The 16,867-nt window shown below is 57.2% G+C and carries 15 protein-coding genes and 1 pseudogene; 10 read left to right on the top strand and 6 right to left on the bottom strand.

The features are described from left to right. Nucleotides 1–110: 110 nt before the first annotated feature. Complete coding sequence (locus tag IV01_RS09710; RefSeq protein ID WP_032629550.1) at nt 111–593, bottom strand: GFA family protein; 483 nt, start codon at nt 591–593, stop codon at nt 111–113. 127 nt (nt 594–720) lie between these two features. Between IV01_RS09710 and IV01_RS27520 the strand changes: the two are divergent. The 3 genes and pseudogenes from IV01_RS27520 to IV01_RS09720 all read left to right on the top strand — a co-directional run. Beyond that, nucleotides 721–1,626 (top strand): annotated as a pseudogene (locus IV01_RS27520) (MCP four helix bundle domain-containing protein); the annotation flags it as partial. Next, nucleotides 1,621–2,484: a methyl-accepting chemotaxis protein gene (locus IV01_RS27515; RefSeq protein ID WP_418903543.1), complete on the top strand. Its 864-nt coding sequence runs from the start codon at nt 1,621–1,623 to the stop codon at nt 2,482–2,484. The pseudogene IV01_RS27520 and the gene IV01_RS27515, both read left to right, overlap by 6 nt. Nucleotides 2,485–2,575: 91 nt before the next feature. Next, nucleotides 2,576–3,820, top strand: coding sequence for an AGE family epimerase/isomerase (locus IV01_RS09720; protein ID WP_032629548.1), 1,245 nt, complete (start codon nt 2,576–2,578; stop codon nt 3,818–3,820). Between the two features lie 1,031 nt (nt 3,821–4,851). Here IV01_RS09720 and IV01_RS09725 read toward each other — a convergent pair. Together IV01_RS09725 and IV01_RS09730 are read right to left on the bottom strand one after the other, a co-directional pair. Continuing rightward, nucleotides 4,852–5,640, bottom strand: coding sequence for an exodeoxyribonuclease III (locus tag IV01_RS09725; RefSeq protein WP_032629546.1), 789 nt, complete (start codon nt 5,638–5,640; stop codon nt 4,852–4,854). A gap of 63 nt (nt 5,641–5,703) precedes the next feature. Beyond that, complete coding sequence (locus IV01_RS09730; RefSeq protein ID WP_032629544.1) at nt 5,704–6,792, bottom strand: AbrB family transcriptional regulator; 1,089 nt, start codon at nt 6,790–6,792, stop codon at nt 5,704–5,706. A 115-nt stretch (nt 6,793–6,907) separates the two neighbouring features. On the opposite strand from IV01_RS09730, the gene IV01_RS09735 reads away from it, so the two are divergent. Next, the gene (locus tag IV01_RS09735) at nt 6,908–7,810 is read left to right on the top strand and encodes a LysR substrate-binding domain-containing protein (protein ID WP_032629542.1); all 903 of its coding nucleotides are present in this window, start codon (nt 6,908–6,910) and stop codon (nt 7,808–7,810) included. A gap of 96 nt (nt 7,811–7,906) precedes the next feature. After that, complete coding sequence (locus tag IV01_RS09740; RefSeq protein WP_032629540.1) at nt 7,907–8,137, top strand: hypothetical protein; 231 nt, start codon at nt 7,907–7,909, stop codon at nt 8,135–8,137. Between the two features lie 131 nt (nt 8,138–8,268). Here IV01_RS09740 and IV01_RS09745 read toward each other — a convergent pair whose 3' ends face one another. Next, on the bottom strand, nt 8,269–8,790 hold the full coding sequence (locus IV01_RS09745; RefSeq protein ID WP_080290336.1) for a nucleoside 2-deoxyribosyltransferase: 522 nt from the start codon (nt 8,788–8,790) through the stop codon (nt 8,269–8,271). Between the two features lie 150 nt (nt 8,791–8,940). Between IV01_RS09745 and IV01_RS0125240 the strand changes: the two genes are divergently transcribed. Continuing rightward, nucleotides 8,941–10,707 (top strand): VRR-NUC domain-containing protein, encoded by a 1,767-nt coding sequence (locus IV01_RS0125240; RefSeq protein ID WP_154232234.1) that lies wholly within the window; start codon nt 8,941–8,943, stop codon nt 10,705–10,707. 29 nt (nt 10,708–10,736) lie between these two features. Here IV01_RS0125240 and IV01_RS09750 read toward each other — a convergent pair whose 3' ends face one another. Both IV01_RS09750 and IV01_RS0125235 read right to left on the bottom strand, forming a co-directional pair. After that, nucleotides 10,737–12,068: an OprD family porin gene (locus IV01_RS09750; protein WP_032629538.1), complete on the bottom strand. Its 1,332-nt coding sequence runs from the start codon at nt 12,066–12,068 to the stop codon at nt 10,737–10,739. A gap of 389 nt (nt 12,069–12,457) precedes the next feature. Continuing rightward, nucleotides 12,458–12,763, bottom strand: a complete 306-nt coding sequence (locus tag IV01_RS0125235; RefSeq protein WP_050507724.1) for a hypothetical protein — start codon at nt 12,761–12,763, stop codon at nt 12,458–12,460. Nucleotides 12,764–13,106: 343 nt separating this feature from the next. On the opposite strand from IV01_RS0125235, the gene pstS reads away from it, so the two are divergent. The 4 genes from pstS to pstB all read left to right on the top strand — a co-directional run bounded on the left by pstS (nt 13,107) and on the right by pstB (nt 16,861). Next, the gene (gene pstS, locus IV01_RS09755; RefSeq protein WP_032629536.1) at nt 13,107–14,132 is read left to right on the top strand and encodes a phosphate ABC transporter substrate-binding protein PstS; all 1,026 of its coding nucleotides are present in this window, start codon (nt 13,107–13,109) and stop codon (nt 14,130–14,132) included. Between the two features lie 70 nt (nt 14,133–14,202). Next, a complete protein-coding gene (pstC, locus tag IV01_RS09760; RefSeq protein WP_032629535.1) occupies nt 14,203–15,198 on the top strand; it encodes a phosphate ABC transporter permease subunit PstC in 996 nt (331 codons plus the stop codon). Next, nucleotides 15,195–16,082 (top strand): phosphate ABC transporter permease PstA, encoded by an 888-nt coding sequence (gene pstA, locus IV01_RS09765; RefSeq protein WP_032629533.1) that lies wholly within the window; start codon nt 15,195–15,197, stop codon nt 16,080–16,082. Before pstC ends, pstA begins: the two co-directional genes overlap by 4 nt. After that, entirely contained in the window at nt 16,082–16,861 is a 780-nt protein-coding gene (gene pstB / locus IV01_RS09770; RefSeq protein WP_032629532.1) for a phosphate ABC transporter ATP-binding protein PstB, read from the top strand. The genes pstA and pstB overlap by 1 nt, the downstream gene beginning before the upstream one ends. Nucleotides 16,862–16,867: the final 6 nt, after the last annotated feature.

The following is a 16,867-nucleotide window of genomic DNA, read 5'->3' as shown; positions in this document are numbered from 1 at the left end:
GCCCGCGATTGCGTTGTGTCAGGCCATAGATTTTTCTCTGACACAACGCAATCGCGGGCAAGCGCGCTCCTACAAGGTCCTTAAATATTGAGCCATAACAGGCACGCTCATCAGCGCACCAACCCCAACCGCTCATGCCAGTCCGCAATGGACTCCTCCGGATAACCTTCGAACTGTTTGTCGCCTTTCCTCACGCTCACTTCCACCCAGGACGCCTTGGAGTCCAGCAACAGATGGGTGTGTTCCGGCGGCGTCGGCAGGGGTGTGTCGATGGCTGAGGCGAAAGGATGGATCAGTTCGGGCCATTCGGGGCTGAACAACCACAGGCCGCTGCCGCATAACTTGCAGAAGTGCCGTTCGGCGCTACTGATGCGGACGTGGTGATCCTCGCGCATTTTTGCGTGATAGATCGAAATGTGTTCGCGGCCTTTGACCTTCAGGCTTTTGGCGTCGCCACCGAGGTTTATGGAATAACCGCCACCGCCCTGGGTCTTGCGACAGATTGAGCAATAGCAGCGTTGATAAGGGTAGGGGTGAGGGCTGTTCAGGCTGAACTCGACCTCACCGCAATGGCATGAACCTTCCAGATGCATGACTGCTCTCCTTTTATTACGCCTTTTCAATGGGCGTGATTTCGGGCTTCTCAGGGTGTAGACAAGCAGATGTCGGGTTTACTTGATGGCATTCGTCGGAGCCCTCCCAAGGTTGGCGCGGTAATAAATGGAAATAGACGAAGGGTTGCTCTTTTGTTCACTTAAGAAAAGCGGGTATCTGTCGATATCTCTGCAGGTTGTCCTACAACTCTCCACTGATTACCTACTGCCCAATAACCTACGCCCAATAGAAAAGAGCCTGCGCATGAACCTACGCAATTTGACCATCGCCCGCCGTGCTGGTCTCGGCTTTACGCTGATCTCCCTTTTGGTCGCTGTACTGGGCTGGTTTGCGCTGGCTCAAATGTCGGCGATTCGCGAGAGTGAAGTGGCGGTTGAAACCAACTGGATGCCTAGCATGCGAGCGGTCAACGACATCCGGGAGAATATGCTGCGCATCCGCACTATTTCCCTGCGTATGGCCCTGGATCCCGATCCCAAGAACATCGCCACTTACCGCAGTCAGCTGGATGTGCGTAATGCGGACCTGAACAAGAAACTCGACATCTTCGCTGCCTTCGTCGATACCCCGGAGGAGAAGGTGCTCAGCGATCAATTCCGAGCGACGTTGGGACAGTATCAGAAGGCGCTGGATCAATCTTTTGCGCTTGCCGCACAAAACGACCGCGAAGCCTTGAACAAATTGTTGTTGGTGGACATGAAGACCATCGTCGACGGGTCAGGCAAACAGCTCGCCGATCTGGGTGAATTCTATGCGCAACATGTAGACGCCGAAGGCCAGGCCGCCGAGGCCCAGTATGATAAATCCCGCAACATTGTGTTTATCTTCGTAATCATCGCTGGCCTGGGCACCATTGGCCTGGCCTTGTTGCTGACCCGCAGCATCGTCCGTCCGCTGGAAGTCGCCGTCGTAGCCGCCGAACATGTCGCCAATGGCGACCTTACCCAGACCATCAGAGTCGATGGCAGCGACGAAGTGACTCGCTTGCTGGTGGCGCTGGACAAGATGCAAGGCAACTTGCGCTCAGCCATGCAGCACATTGGCAGTTCGGCGACGCAACTGGCGTCTGCGGCCACTGAGCTGAACTCGGTCACTGAAGACAGCTATCGCGGCTTGCATCAGCAAAATGCCGAGATCGATCAGGCGGCCACCGCGATCAACGAGATGACCTCCGCAGTCGAAGAAGTGGCACGTAACGCCGTCTCCACCTCTGACGCCTCCAACCATTCCAATCGCTCGGCGCAGGCGGGTCAGGCGCGTGTCGTGGAAACGGTTCAGTCAATCCAGACGCTCACCAATAATGTGCAGGCGACTTCCGCGCTGGTGCAAAACCTGGCGGATCAGTCCCAGGACATCGGCAAGGTGCTGGACGTAATCCGCTCCATTGCCGAACAGACCAACCTGCTGGCACTCAATGCCGCCATCGAAGCGGCACGGGCAGGGGAGTCGGGGCGTGGCTTCGCGGTGGTGGCCGATGAAGTACGGGCATTGGCTCATCGTACTCAGCAGTCCACGCTGGAAATCGACAAGATGGTCGGTGCCATGCGCAGCGGCTCGGCTCAGGCCCTGGCGTCCATGCAAACCAGCAGCGAACAGGCCAGTGAGACCCTGACCCTGGCCCAGGGCGCTGGCGAATCACTGACCGATATCACCTCGTCGATCAACCAGATTTCCGAGCGTAACCTGGTCATCGCCAGCGCCGCTGAGGAGCAGGCGCAAGTGGCGCGGGAAGTGGACCGCAACATCGTCAACATCCGTGACCTGTCAATGCAGTCGACCCAGGGCGCCAACCAGATCAGTGCTTCGAGCAATGAGTTGTCGCGTCTGGCCGGGGACCTGAATCAGGTGGTCGCGCGCTTCAAAGTCTGATCATTGAGCGATCTGGACCGGCGCGCTTGCTGTGGGCAGGTTGCGCCGGGCATGATTCGCCTCTGCTCAATGACAGAGGCGAAACAGCTTCATGGACAATAAAAACAATCTCTTCAGCAGTTGGCTACGTGCGTCCGGTCACCAGCAGTGGCTGGCCGGCGAGGGTAACCGGCTGCTTGATTTCGCCAAGGCCTCACGGCTACCCCAAGGGTTCGGCAACCTTGATGAGCGCGGCGTCCTGTCGGTCAACGCTCGTGCCGAAACCATGAACACTGCGCGTATGACCCATAGCTTTGCCATGGCGCATGTTCGCGGCATCCCCGGCTGCGCGGCGTTGGTGGATCACGGTATTGCCGCCCTGACCGGACCTCTGCGTGATAGCGAACAGGGCGGCTGGTTCAGTGCCCCGCTGGCAGACGGCAACAAGACCGACAAGCAAGCCTATCTTCATGCTTTTGTCGCACTGGCGGCCAGTTCGGCTGTCGTGGCGCAACGGCCGGGCGCTCAGGAGCTGCTGTCGGACGTGATGCATGTCATCCAGTCGCGCTTCTGGAGCGAAGAAGAAGGCGCCATGCGCGAATCATTCGCTCGGGACTGGAGCGAGGAAGAAAGCTATCGCGGCGCTAACAGCAACATGCACAGCGTGGAGGCGTTTCTCGCGTTGGCGGATGTGACTGGCGACGCCCAGTGGCTGGACCGGGCATTACGAATCGTAGAGCGGGTGATCCATGGCCATGCGGCGGGCAATGATCATCAGGTGATCGAACACTTCAGTCAAAGCTGGGAGCCTTTGCCGGATTACAACCACGACAATCGCGCCGACGGCTTCCGTCCTTACGGCACTACGCCGGGGCACGCATTCGAGTGGGCCAGATTGTTATTGCATCTGGAAGCCTCGCGCCAGCGTGCCCGGCTGGCAACGCCAACCTGGCTGCTGGCCGATGCGCGTCAACTGTTCGCCAATGCCTGCCGCGATGCCTGGAACGTCGATGGTCTGCCGGGCATTGTTTACACCCTGGACTGGCAGAAACAGCCGGTCGTACGCCATCGCTTGCACTGGGTGCATTGCGAAGCGGCGGCAGCTGCAGCGGCGTTGCTGCAACGTACTGATGAAAAACAGTACGAGGACTGGTATCGCCGTTTCTGGGAATTCAACGAAAGCCACTTCATTGACCGCCAATTGGGCAGCTGGCATCACGAGTTGAGCCCGCAAAACGTGCCAAGTGCGGATATCTGGGCAGGCAAACCTGATCTTTATCACGCCTACCAAGCCACGCTGTTGCCGTTACTGCCCTTGGCCCCAAGCCTGGCCAGCGGGCTGGCGGCAATGGGCTGATGAGGGAGTGATCTGTAGGAGCAGTGCTTGCCTGCGATATAGACGCCTCGTTTAATCAGCCACACCGCATCATCGTTCATCGCGAGCAAGCTCGGCTCCTACAGACGATTGCAAACCCGTTGGAGCGAGGCTTGCCCGCGAAGAAAGACGACACGGTGTATCTGCGGGAGATTTTATGTTCGTCTGCAATGGCGTAGGACCGGCCGGGCGGCGCTCCGCTTGAGCCGGGATAGCGGTATTAGCAGCGAAGGAGATGCAGCGACTGCACTGACGCCCTCCCGGCTAAAGCCGGTCCTATGGTTCAAATTGATCCTGTGGGAGCAGTGCTTGCCTGCGATATAGACGCCTCGGTTAATCAGCCACACCGCGTCATCGTTCATCGCGAGCAAGCTCGGCTCCTACAGACGATTGCAAACCCGTTGGAGCGAGGCTTGCCCGCGAAGAAAGACGACACGGTGTATCTGCGGGAGATTTTATGTTCGTCTGCAATGGCGTAGGACCGGCCGGGCGGCGCTCCGCTTGAGCCGGGATAGCGGTATTAGCAGCGAAGGAGATGCAGCGACTGCACTGACGCCCTCCCGGCTAAAGCCGGTCCTATGGTTCAAATTGATCCTGTGGGAGCAGTGCTTGCCTGCGATATAGACGCCTCGGTTAATCAGCCACACCGCGTCCTTGTTCATCGCGAGCAAGCTCGGCTCCTACAGACGATTGCAAACCCGTTGGAGCGAGGCTTGCCCGCGAAGAAAGACGACACGGTGTATCTGCGGGAGATTTTATGTTCGTCTGCAATGGCGTAGGACCGGCCGGGCGGCGCTCCGCTTGAGCCGGGATAGCGGTATTAGCAGCGAAGGAGATGCAGCGACTGCACTGACGCCCTCCCGGCTAAAGCCGGTCCTATGGTTCAAATTGATCCTGTGGGAGCAGTGCTTGCCTGCGATATAGACGCCTCGGTTAATCAGCCACACCGCGTCCTTGTTCATCGCGAGCAAGCTCGGCTCCAACAGGGTTCTGCGCCAGTCGTGCGTGTTCATTCACCCCGCCATATCCAGCTCCACCCATGTTGGCGCATGGTCGCTGGCGTGAGGTTCGTTGCGGGGCCAGTGGTCCACGCCGGCCTGAAGCAAGCGGGCGCTGGTCTCGGCATTGAGCAGCAAGTGGTCGATGCGCAGCCCTGAGTTGGTCTGCCAATGGTTACGGAAGTAATCCCAGAAGGTATAGATTCGCTCGTCCGGGAAGCAAGCGCGGATGGCATCGGTCCAGCCCTGACTCATCAGGCGCTGAAAACACTCGCGACTCTCAGGCTGCAGCAGCGCATCCTTGAGCCATGAACGGGTGTTGTAGATGTCTTCATCGGTGGGCACCACGTTGTAATCGCCCGCCAGGACCACCGGATGGCCACTGGCATACAAAGACGCCGCGTGCTCGATGAGCTTTTCAAACCAGGCCAGTTTGTAATCGAACTTGGGCCCCGGTTGCGGGTTGCCGTTAGGCAAGTACAGGCAACCGACAATCACGCCGTGGGCAGCTGCTTCCAGATAACGGCTGCTGGTGTCCTTTTCGTTCCCCGGCAAACCTCGCCGGATCTCCAGCGGCTCCATGTCCTTGGCCAGAATCGCGACCCCGTTCCAGGAGGTCTGTCCCTGCCAGATCGCGCCATAACCGGCTTCGCGAATTTCGTCGATGGGAAAGGCCAGGTCGGTGGCCTTTAGCTCTTGCAGGCAGACCACGTCAGGTGACTCGCGCTCCAGCCAGTTCAGGAGGATCGGCAAGCGAGCGCGAATTCCATTGATGTTGAAGGTGGCAATTTTTACGGTGCTCATTGCATCCTCTCAAAGCAGCAGCGATTAGCTGTTTGAGGAGTGCTGAGCCTGGAGATTCAATGATCAGTGCGACGGCAGGCGTTTATCCGTCAGACGGATGATCTGCCGCGCCAGGAACGCGCCCGTCAGGACCACGCCAACCAGACGCAGGGTCTGCATGGCCAACACGAAACCCACATCTGAATGGGTGTCGATGGCAATAATTGCCATCGCATCGAGCCCACCTGGGCTGGTGGCCAGGTAAACCGAAAGGTAGTCCTTGTCGAGCATCACAGCAATCAGCCAGGCAGACAGGGCGCAGAGCACAATCAGAATCAACGAGCCAAGGATCATGGCCGGTAAGCGCCGCCAGACATAGGCAATGGTGGGGCGATCAAAGCGCAGGCCGACGTAGGCGCCTATCGAAGCATATGCGAGGGTCAGCATCCAGACTGGCAAGGTGATTTGCAGCAGGCCGCTGAGCTGCAACGCGCCGCCGATCAGCAGCGGTCCCATTAACGCCCCGGCGGGGATTTTATTGGCGACCAGGACGCCGAACACGATCACCGCCAGACTCAAGCCGAAGTTCAGCAGATTCATGCCTTTGAGTGCCACGTCAGCGCTGTGGGTTTCAGTCGCGCCACCCTCCACACCGATCATCCGGCTGACAATCGCCCCGATCACCACCACGCATACCACCCGCACGTATTGCATGGTTGCGACCACTCGCGAGTCGGCGCCGTAATCTTCAGACATGGCGACCATCGCCGAGGCCGCGCCGGGAGAGGTGCCCCACGCCGCCGTGCTGCCGGCAATGCCGCCAAAGCGCACAAGCCCCAGGCCTACCGCTGCGCTGAGTAACACGGTCAACACGGTGGCAAACAGCATCACGTGCCAGGAATGCAGCGCCGTGATCAGTACCGCCATGGTCATCGAGTGGGCGATCAGCACACCCACCGTGCCCTGGCCCAGGCGGAAGAAGTTTTTGTGCACACGGATATTGGCGCCCATCACCCCGAACCCAATCGCCACCAGCATCGGCCCGAGGAACAGGGCAGCCGGCATTTGCCAGTATTTGAGCAGTTGACCGGCGACACCCGCGCACAGAATCAAGGCAAACCATTGCAGCGATTTGGGAAGGGTATTAAGGGAAAAGCCAGCGGCACGTGACAAGGGGATGCTCCAGAGGCGGACGAGTCGGGACGTCCGTACGGTGAAAGTATCGACACATCAATCGATCAAGTCTATTTTCTAATAATCATGAATTGATAACTTTGGTTGATAGATTATGGATCTCCGCGATCTCACCTATTTCGAAACGATTGCCGAGCTGGGCCATCTGGGCCGTGCGGCCCAGAAACTCAATCGCAGCCAGCCGGCGTTGACCAAAAGCATCCAGCGTCTGGAAGAGTCGTTTGGCACTCGCTTGTTTCAGCGTGACGGCCGGCGCATCAAACTCACGCCGGTCGGCGAACTGCTTCAGGCCCGAGGCAAGGTCTTGCAGCAAAGCATCGCTCAGACTCAGCGCGAGGTCCGGGATTTTGCCAGCGGTGCGGTGGGCAATATCCGCGTCGGCTGCGCGTCAACCATGGCTGAATACTTGCTACCGAAACTGACCTCTGCGTTATTGCAGCGCACGCCGGACATCACCCTGAAAATGCTCATCGGTCAGGACGACCTGTTGCGCGATTCCCTGCGTTCCGGGCAACTGGACATGATCATCTGCTCGCTGATCACCGACGACGAGCAATTCGAGAGCTTCGCGATCCTCGAGGACGAGGCGGTGGTAATCGCCAGCAAGGATCACCCGATCTTCAAGTCCCGCTATGCCATGGCCGACCTTTGCGCCTATCGCTGGGTGTTGCCGCCGGCGGGCGTGTCATCGCGCAAATGGCTGGATCAGGCCTTCGCCGACGAGCACTTGCCGTTGCCCGTGGTGCAGATTGAAGCCAACTCGATTCCGCTGTTGCCCGGGCTCATTGAGCGCACCAGCCTGTTGAGCTTCACCGCCAGGGAGACCCTGGAATTCGGCAACAACATGCGGCATCTGCGTGAGGTGGTCGTGGGGCAGACCACCATGAAGCGCACCATCGGTTGCACGGTGCGCAAGGGCGGCTATTTGTCACCGGCCGCTCAGGCCATGGTGCAAATGCTGCACGACAGCAGCGGGGAATTTTTGAGCTGGAGTTAAGTTGGGTGGCTGCTTTTTGACAGCGGGCTGAGTTAGCCTTGGTAACCAGCCGAAAAGAACAAGCAGTCGATAAAGAACAATCAGGAGAGCATCACGATGCAGGCACCTTCACCCCTCGACACGCACCTGGCCTTCACGCAGATATTCGCTAGTACCGATCACCAGTTCGGTGGCGATCAGTCGCCGCTAAACGATTCAGACGCCGATGAAGATTATGATCCGGAAGCCTATCTGGACCTGGACGAACTGGGCCTGGACGAATTCAGCGACTCAGACAAGCTCGACCCGATCTTCAGTAGTGATGTGGGATCGTCCTCGGTTAGTTGACCGCAGTTGTTCAGCAGCAGATCACTGTGGGAGCGAGCTTGCTCGCGAATGGGACATTTCAATCGCCAGAAATGTAGAGGATGCACCAACCCCTTCGCGAGCAAGCTCGCTCCCACGGATCTGAGCCAAGTTCAAGCCTTGCCATCTCTCACTTTCGCCAGATAAATCGACAGCGCCTCAACAGCCAGTTCCACGGTCGAACTCGATCCCGTCCAGGTGCAGGCCAGCATCAGGTTTCTCGGCAGCGCGAAATCTTCCACCACGTAACCTTGCGAATCACAGCCATTGAGGTCGTGTGGGATCAAGTCCCGCAGCGATCCCACAGGATCGAAATACGCCCATACCGGTTTGTTCAGAGCCACCGCCATGCCGACTTCGAAGGCTGTGCCGGAATCCGGCTCCAGGCCGCGAAACACGTTCAGATTGGCCAGCACTGCGTCACAACGCTGGATCATCGCGATGTTCATCTCGCAGATAACTCTGGCGGTTTCCTTCTGGTCGAGGTCACTGGCCACCTCGTTATCAAAGGGGTAGAGCCCCTCCAGGCTGTGAGCCATGCACAGCGCTTTCAAGTATTGCCCATGTTCGATAGCGTCCTGGCGAAACACATCGAAGCCCGCCAGGTAAATCAGCGGCATAGTGGTGATCTGCATCTCGATCTCCCGGTGGTGCTTCTGAGACAGTGCCTTTTTAAAGCAAGTCTGACGATTCTATCGCTTCGTATGGCGGCCTGCTGCGCACCATTTATCAGGCCAACAGGTTAGAAGCTGGAATCTGTACAGATAACCAGTATCCTTGAGCGCATGTCTATCCGTCGCGTGAATCTGGCAGTGAACACGTCACCTCTTGAGAACCCGTTTTATTACCTCGAAAATTTCCGTCTGGTGCTGGACTGGATAGCCCGGCGCTACGACGATCTGCTCGACGAACAAGAGCGCCTGTTCATCTTATCCTTCGCCAGTCTGCCCCAGGCTGCGCAGGGTTTGCTGGTACGTATGGTCATGCGCAAAGGGACGCTGTTTCGGGCCAGTAAACTCAGCTATGCAGAACTCGGCGATACCTTGCAGGCGGTGCGGCCGCTGCTGGATAACGGCTGGGTTGACCCGCGGCCTACCTTGAATCTGGAGCAGTTGTTTGCGCTGTTGCGCAAGGCTGAGCTGGCTGCCTGTTTCCGCTCTCACGGCGTTCGCGGCACCGAGAAAAAAACTGAGCTGCTGACCTTGCTTCAGCCGCTGCATCCATCCCCGCAAGCGCTGGAGGACTGGTACGCCGGGTTTGACGAGACCATCTTCGCCCTTAACGTGATGCCCATCTGTGATCGCTTGCGGTTGTTGTATTTCGGCAATCTGTATCAGGAATGGACGGAGTTTGTGCTGGCTGATCTGGGGGTGTATCGCTACGAAAAAGTCGAATTTTCCCTGGACTCTCGAGGGATTGCTCAACGCTCCGATATCGACGTCTGCCTTGAATTGCACGCTTGCCGTCAGGCGCTGGACGAAGGTGCAAGCTTGTCTGAGCTGGCTCCGCGTGCCCTGGCTGTGGTTTCCGACAATCCATGGCTGCAAATGCGCCGGGCCAAGACCCTGTTTCAAATTGGCCAGCAGGCAGAGCGGGCGCAGGATTGGCCATTGGCGCTGAGTGTCTATGAACACAGTAACTATCCCGGCGCGCGTGCCCGGCGCATTCGTGTGCTGGAGCGCGCCGAAGACTACGTCGGCGCCCTGGCGTTGCTTGAACATGCCCAGGCGGCGCCGGAAAGTGCCGCCGAGGTTCAGCAACTGCTACGGGTGCAGCCGCGCCTGCAGCGTAAGCTGGGGATGGCAGGCAAGGCGCGCAGGGTGATGCGTACGGTCGAGCGCCTGGATGTGCGCATTGCGCCCAGGCCGGATCTCAGCGTGGAGCAATTAATCCAGTTGCACCTGGCAGAGGAGGGCAGCGAAGTGCATTACGTCGAGAATGCGCTGATCAATTCGCTGTTCGGCCTGTTGTGCTGGTCAGCGGTTTTCGCCCCGCTCCCAGGGGCGTTCTTCCACCCGTTCCACAGCGGCCCTAGCGACTTGCACAGCCCTGACTTCTATCAACGACGGGCCGAATTGTTCGAGGAATGCCTGGCGCAGCTCGATAGCAACCAGTGGCAGGCTACCGTCCGCCAGCATTACAGCAGCAAGTTCGGCCTGCAGTCGCCCTTCGTGTTCTGGGGCACACTGACCCCGGCGCTGCTGGAACAGGCCCTGAATTGTTTGCCGGTTGAGCATTTACGCCACTGGTTCCGCCGCTTGCTGCTGGACATCAAAGCCAATCGCACCGGCATGCCGGACCTGATCCAGTTCTTCCCGGGAGAACGCCGTTACCGGATGATCGAAGTCAAAGGGCCGGGCGACAAATTGCAGGACAACCAATTGCGCTGGCTGGATTTCTGCGCCGAGCATGGCATGCCGGTGGTGGTGTGTTATGTGCAGTGGGAACTGTTGGTTGAGGAGATCTCCTGTGAGAGCGAGATTGCTCGCGAAGACGATGTTTCAGACCCAACAGATATCTCGGATCTACCTGCCTCTTCGCTAGCAAGCTAGCTCCCACAAGGAACGACCGCGGCTGACCATCAAAGAATCGAAATCGGATAATCCACAATCACCCGAAATTCATTCTGGTCGCCCTCGGCCTGGTCGGCATTACCGCGATGCCATGCCTGGCGCAGCCTGAATGAAAGGTCTTTGGCCGGGCCTTGCTGGACTACATATTTGGCTTCCAGGTTGGTTTCGTGATGTTTGCCGTCCTCGCCATAACCATAGGCGCGATACGGGCTGTCTAGGGCCATTTTGGTGCCGTCGATATCCTTGCCGTTGGCATAGCGTGCCATGAAGCTCAAACCGGGTACGCCGTAGGCGCTCCTGGCCAGGTCATAACGTGCTTGCCAGGACTTTTCCCCGGGGCCGTTGAAGTCTGAATACTGGATCGAGTTGGCCAGGAAGATCGAGTCGGCCCCCGAGCCCGGCCCGTTATCCCCGAAACCTGCGTAATCAAAGGGCTCATCGCCATGAACTTGCTGATAGGCCAGGGTGAAGGTATGTCCGGTCAGGAATGAATAAGCGCCTGCCAATGACCAGGTGGTGTTGCTGATGTCGCCAGCCTTGGCCTGACCCTCATCGTTGGTGCGATAGATATTGAAATCGAATACCAGGGACTGTTCGTTGGCCAGCGCCAGAGTGTAATTGGCGTTGGCGTAGTACTGGCGGTATATGTCTTCCATTTCGGCGCCATATAACGCAACGGAGAGCGCATCACTGATTGCATATTTACCGCCAACAAAGTCCACGCTATTAGCGGCTACATTGGCATAGGTGGCGAATATTTCACCGTCGGAGTCGGTGTGGTTCGGGCCGTTGGCCGCAGTGAAATGTCCGGCTTCAAGATCAAGACCGTCGATCTCGCTACTGAGCAAATTGAATCCGGTTGCGGTTTGTGGAAACAGACGAGTACCACCGGCTGCGAATACAGGAGCGGTGGGTTGCATCTGCCCCCATTTGAGCATTGTTTTGGACAGGCGAACTTTCAACGCAGCACCGGCACTGCTGAAGTTGCTCTCCGGGCTGCCATCGCTGTCGACCGGAATATTGCCGGTGCCGGAGTGGCCCGCGCCACCATCGAGTTTCAGGCCGAACCAGCCGTAGGCGTCGACCCCCACGCCAATGGTGCCCTGGGTAAATCCGGAATCGAATGTCCCTTTGATTCCCTGTGACCAGTCACGCCGATCACCCAGGCCGTTTTTACCATCTCGATTGAAGTAGTAGTTGCGTAGCAGGATATTAGCCTTGGCATCTTCCATGAAACCATTGGCTTCCTTTTGATCACTGACAAAGGGGTCCGCAAGAGCGTCTGGAATGCTGGCCGCTAAAATGGCCAGTGCGATCAAACTAATGTTCATCACTTTCATAATGGCTCCACCTTTGGCGCTTGTAGGTTGTCTGCCATTGTTCTGCAATCATGGCAAACATCATTGCCTCGCAAGAGGCCAAGCTTAATAGGAGTCATTGAAATCGCCACTGTTGGGGGTTGCTCAATGACAAGTAACCATATGTTTCTGACGATTGGTTATTTGAAAAGGTCAGGGGATTGATATTGAAACGGCTGGATCTGTTTCATTAGCGAAACATAACTTCCTTCGGAAAATTTTCCTGTAGGAGCGAGGTTGCTCGCGATGCGATATGTCTGAGGACAATTCATCCTCTGGCCTGACGCTATCGCGAGCAAGCTCGCTCCTACAGAAAAAGCATTCAATTCAAGTATTGGGTTTCGCCGGAATAGATATTCGCCCAAGCCTGATCACTTACTGCCTGAGCCACCGCTTTCGCCGCCACCACCATTGCCGCCCATGCCTTGGTCGTTGGTCATACCGCCTTTGCCGGACTCGGTGCCGGTTTTTGGCACAGTGTCCATTCCTTTAGTGCCAGGGCTAGTTCCCTCAGCGCCGGGCGAGCTGCCGTCGGTGTCTTTCTTCAACACAGGAGGCGGGGTCTTGGCCGAGCCATCCACAGGGTCAGTCGGGCCAGTGGAACCTGCCATAACCGAGCCAGTGGCTATTGTCAGCAGACCGGCCAGGGTTAGAGCCGTCAATTTGTTCTTATTCATGAGATGAGTCTCCATTGATGTCAGGGTCGTTACTTGCGTTTGTGCGTGGACCAATCAATTAGGTGCCACACGTCCCGACCAATGGCATATCGCCGTCTAGCTGAATGTTTGATGGCTTAGCGCTATCAAGTTGGCCGCCATGCTCTGAAAGTCGTAGAACGCCTTATTTTATTGCGCGAAACCCGCTTTTTTCAGGATTTCCGTTGTAAGTTAAATCCTACAAAATCGTCTTGCGAGGACACAACTCGACTGATTGTCATGAAACCGCAACATTGGAGGGTTTAAATCCGCATCGGGCCTTCCCATGGATGGGCCACCAAATTTCCCTTGTTGAGGTATCGCCGTGATTCTGCTGACTAAAAAACGCTTGTCGGTTCTGCTCGCTTCGATGTGCCTGAGTGGTATGGCTCATGCGGTAGACGTAACAGGCGCTGGTTCGAGTTTCGTCTTCCCGGTTATCTCCGCGTGGTCGCAGAATTACAGCAAATCTGCCGACAATCGCATCAACTACCAGTCCATCGGTTCCGGTGGCGGTATCGCTCAGATCAAGGCTGCAACCGTAGACTTCGGCGCATCCGATGCTCCTCTGTCCGCTGAAGACCTGGAAAAGGGTGGCCTGGGCCAATTCCCAAGCGTGATCGGCGGCATCGTTCCAATCATCAACGTTGAAGGCATCGAGCCTGGCCAACTGAAACTGGACGGTCCAACACTGGCCAAGATCTTCATGGGTGAAATCAAGAAGTGGAATGATCCAGCCATCGTTGCCTTGAACCCTGAGCTCAAAGACAAACTGAAAGATCAGGCCATCACCGTTGTTCACCGTTCGGACGGTTCGGGCACCTCCTACAACTTCACCAACTACCTGAGCAAAGTCAGCCCAGAGTGGAACGAGAAGCTGAAGTTCGGTTCGACTGTTCAATGGCCAGCCGGTGTGGGCGGCAAGGGTAGCGAAGGTGTTTCGGCCTACGTGAAGCAGATCAAAGGTTCTATCGGCTATGTAGAACACTCCTACGCTGAAACCAACAAACTGTCTTACACCCAGCTGAAAAACGCTGCTGGCAAGTTCATCAAGCCTGACGCCAAAGCCTTCGCCGCCGCAGCTGATACTGCTGACTGGAACAGCGTCAAAGACTTCAACCTGATCATGACCAACGCTCCGGGTGAAACGGCATGGCCGATCACCGCAACGACCTGGATCATCATGTACAAGAAGGCCAAGAACGCCGAGCAAAGCGCTGCTGCTTTCGACTTCTTCAAGTGGTCCCTGGAAAACGGTCAGAAACAAGCAGAAGAGCTGTCCTACGTAGCACTGCCTAAGACCCTGGTCACCAAGGTTGAAGACTACTGGAAAACCGAATTCACCAAGTAATTCGACGTTTCTCCGGCTCACCCCTGTCATCGCTGCCCGATGACAGGGTTTCTTTGCGAGTGGACCCAAGATGACTGAAAACACCCAATATTTGTCCGCTGCGATCCCTGCGTCCGTTTCCGAGGGTGAGCGCCGAGCGGCTCGCGATCAGCGTCATGATCGCTGGTTCAAGCGCACCATGGGCGGGGCTGCAATGCTGGTTCTGGCATTGCTCGGCTGTATCGCACTTTCGACCTTGTGGGGCGGCAGCCTCGCATTCCAGACCTTCGGTTTCGGTTTTCTGACCAGCACCGAGTGGGACGTGGTCGGTGGCAAGTTTGGCGCACTGGTACCGATCTACGGTACGTTGGTGACCTCTTTTCTGGCTTTGCTAATCGCCGTTCCGGTGAGCTTCGGCATTGCGATTTTCCTGACCGAAGTAGCGCCGCCCTGGTTGCGCCTGCCGATTTCCTCGGCTATCGAACTGCTGGCGGGTATTCCTTCGATCATCTACGGCATGTGGGGTCTGTTCGTGTTTGGCCCTTATATGGCTGAACACATTGCCCCGTGGATCAATGACAATCTTGGCGATCTGCCCTTTATCGGCCCCATGTTCCAGGGGCCGCCGTTGGGTATCGGTATGCTCACCGCCGGTATCGTTCTGGCGATCATGATCACGCCGTTCATTACCTCGGTAATGGTCGAAGTCTTTAAAAGCGTTCCGACGACGCTGAAAGAATCCGCTTATGCCTTGGGCGGTACAACCTGGGAAGTGGTTTGGGACATCGTCTTGCCTTACACCCGTTCAGCGGTTGTCGGCGGGATATTCCTCGGTCTGGGCCGCGCACTGGGTGAAACCATGGCGGTGACTTTCGTATTGGGTAACTCCCACCAATTCTCGGCGTCGCTGATGATGCCAAGCAGCTCGATCGCTTCGGTTATCGCCAACGAATTCAACGAGGCCTACACCGACTTGCATCGCTCGTCGTTGATTGCCTTGGGCTTCCTGCTGTTCGTGGTGACCTTCATCGTTCTGGCACTGGCTCGGGTCATGCTCTCGCGTCTGTCCCGCAAGGAGGGGTTATGAGTAGTAAGGATGTGACTGGCAACGAGACCCTCTACCGGGTTCGTGACCTGAAAAACAAGGCGGCAATGGTCCTCAGCTGTGGCGCGACGGCGTTTGGCCTGCTGTGGCTGGTGTGGATCCTGTTGACCACCATCATCAACGGTGTCGACGCCTTGAACCTGCGTTTGTTCAGCGGCATGACGCCACCGCCGGGAGTTGAAGGCGGTCTGGCCAATGCCTTTTACGGCAGCGTGCTGATGTCTGGCATCGGCCTGTTGATCGGTACGCCGATTGGCCTGATGGCTGGCGTGTGGCTGGCTGAGTTCGCTCGTTACTCCAAGCTGGGCAACGCGGTGCGCTTCGTTAACGACATTCTGTTGTCCGCGCCTTCCATCGTGCTTGGTCTGTTTGTGTACACCGCAGTGATCCTGCCACTCAATGAATGGACTGATCACAAGGTCGGCTTCTCGGCAATTGCCGGTGCCCTTGCGCTGGCTCTGCTGGTGATTCCGGTCGTGGTGCGTACCACTGATGAAATGCTGCAACTGCAACCTTCGACCATGCGTGAAGCTGCGCTGGCCCTGGGTGTGCCGCAATGGAAGTTGACGCTGCAGATCGTCCTGCGTGCTGCCAAGGCCGGTGTGGTCACTGGCGTATTGCTGGCTCTGGCGCGTATCACCGGTGAAACCGCGCCGCTGCTGTTTACCGCGTTCGGCAACCAGTTCTGGAGCAGCGATCTGCTCAAGCCGATGGCCAGCGTACCCGTGGTGGTTTTCCAATACGCCATGAGCCCGTTCGACGACTGGCATTCCCTGGCCTGGGCTGGCGCCCTGGTAATGACGCTGTTCGTGCTGGTACTCAGCCTCGCTTCCCGCTTAATTCTTTTGCGCAATAGGGCGTCTTGATGAATAACCTTTCCCTTGCCAACGAAAAAACCAAGATTCAAGTTCGTGGTCTGGAGTTTTTCTACAACGACCAGAAGTCGCTGAAATCCATCGACATGGTGATCCCGGAAAAACGCATCACCGCCATCATCGGCCCTTCGGGTTGCGGCAAGTCGACCCTGCTGCGCGTGTTCAACCGTATCTACGCGATGTACCCGAAGCAGGAAGCCAAAGGTGAAGTGCTGCTCAACGGCGAGAACATCCTGGCCCCAGGCTACTCGATGAACCGTCTGCGCAGCCACGTGGGTATGGTCTTCCAGAAGCCTGTGCCGTTCCCGATGTCGATTTACGACAACATCTCCTACGCCATCAAGCACCATGAAAAGCTGTCGCGTCGTGAAATGGAAGATCGGGTTGAACAGGCTTTGCGCGGCGCGGCGCTGTGGGATGAAGTGAAAGACAAGCTCAACAAGAGCGCTACCGGTCTTTCCGGCGGTCAGCAACAACGTCTGTGCATCGCCCGCACCATCGCGTTGCGCCCGCAAGTGCTGCTGCTCGACGAGCCGACCTCAGCCCTCGATCCGATCTCTACCGGTCGTATCGAACAGCTGATCACCGAGCTCAAAGAACAGTTCACCGTGATCATCGTGACCCACAACATGCAGCAGGCGGCGCGTTGCTCCGACTACACGGCGTTCATGTTCATGGGTGAACTGATCGAGCATGGCGACACCGATACGATCTTCACCAAGCCGTCCAAGACCCAGACCGAAGACTACATCACCGGTCGTTTTGGCTGATTGTCA

Origin of the sequence: Pseudomonas syringae, assembly GCF_000737245.1 — a bacterium.
GTDB lineage: Bacteria > Pseudomonadota > Gammaproteobacteria > Pseudomonadales > Pseudomonadaceae > Aquipseudomonas > Aquipseudomonas syringae_J.
This window is presented reverse-complemented; position numbering and strand designations above follow the sequence as displayed.

What these genes read in the sequence shown, in the direction of transcription:
- IV01_RS09710 (WP_032629550.1), bottom strand. Translation starts at nt 593, where the DNA reads ATGCATCTGGAAGGTTCATGCCATTGCGGTGAGGTCGAGTTCAGCCTG.
- IV01_RS09750 (WP_032629538.1), bottom strand. Translation starts at nt 12,068, where the DNA reads ATGAAAGTGATGAACATTAGTTTGATCGCACTGGCCATTTTAGCGGCC.
- IV01_RS09740 (WP_032629540.1), top strand. Translation starts at nt 7,907, where the DNA reads ATGCAGGCACCTTCACCCCTCGACACGCACCTGGCCTTCACGCAGATA.
- IV01_RS27515 (WP_418903543.1), top strand. Translation starts at nt 1,621, where the DNA reads ATGCAAGGCAACTTGCGCTCAGCCATGCAGCACATTGGCAGTTCGGCG.
- pstA (WP_032629533.1), top strand. Translation starts at nt 15,195, where the DNA reads ATGAGTAGTAAGGATGTGACTGGCAACGAGACCCTCTACCGGGTTCGT.
- pstB (WP_032629532.1), top strand. Translation starts at nt 16,082, where the DNA reads ATGAATAACCTTTCCCTTGCCAACGAAAAAACCAAGATTCAAGTTCGT.
- IV01_RS09720 (WP_032629548.1), top strand. Translation starts at nt 2,576, where the DNA reads ATGGACAATAAAAACAATCTCTTCAGCAGTTGGCTACGTGCGTCCGGT.
- pstC (WP_032629535.1), top strand. Translation starts at nt 14,203, where the DNA reads ATGACTGAAAACACCCAATATTTGTCCGCTGCGATCCCTGCGTCCGTT.
- IV01_RS0125240 (WP_154232234.1), top strand. Translation starts at nt 8,941, where the DNA reads ATGTCTATCCGTCGCGTGAATCTGGCAGTGAACACGTCACCTCTTGAG.
- IV01_RS09725 (WP_032629546.1), bottom strand. Translation starts at nt 5,640, where the DNA reads ATGAGCACCGTAAAAATTGCCACCTTCAACATCAATGGAATTCGCGCT.
- IV01_RS09735 (WP_032629542.1), top strand. Translation starts at nt 6,908, where the DNA reads ATGGATCTCCGCGATCTCACCTATTTCGAAACGATTGCCGAGCTGGGC.
- IV01_RS0125235 (WP_050507724.1), bottom strand. Translation starts at nt 12,763, where the DNA reads ATGAATAAGAACAAATTGACGGCTCTAACCCTGGCCGGTCTGCTGACA.
- IV01_RS09745 (WP_080290336.1), bottom strand. Translation starts at nt 8,790, where the DNA reads ATGCAGATCACCACTATGCCGCTGATTTACCTGGCGGGCTTCGATGTG.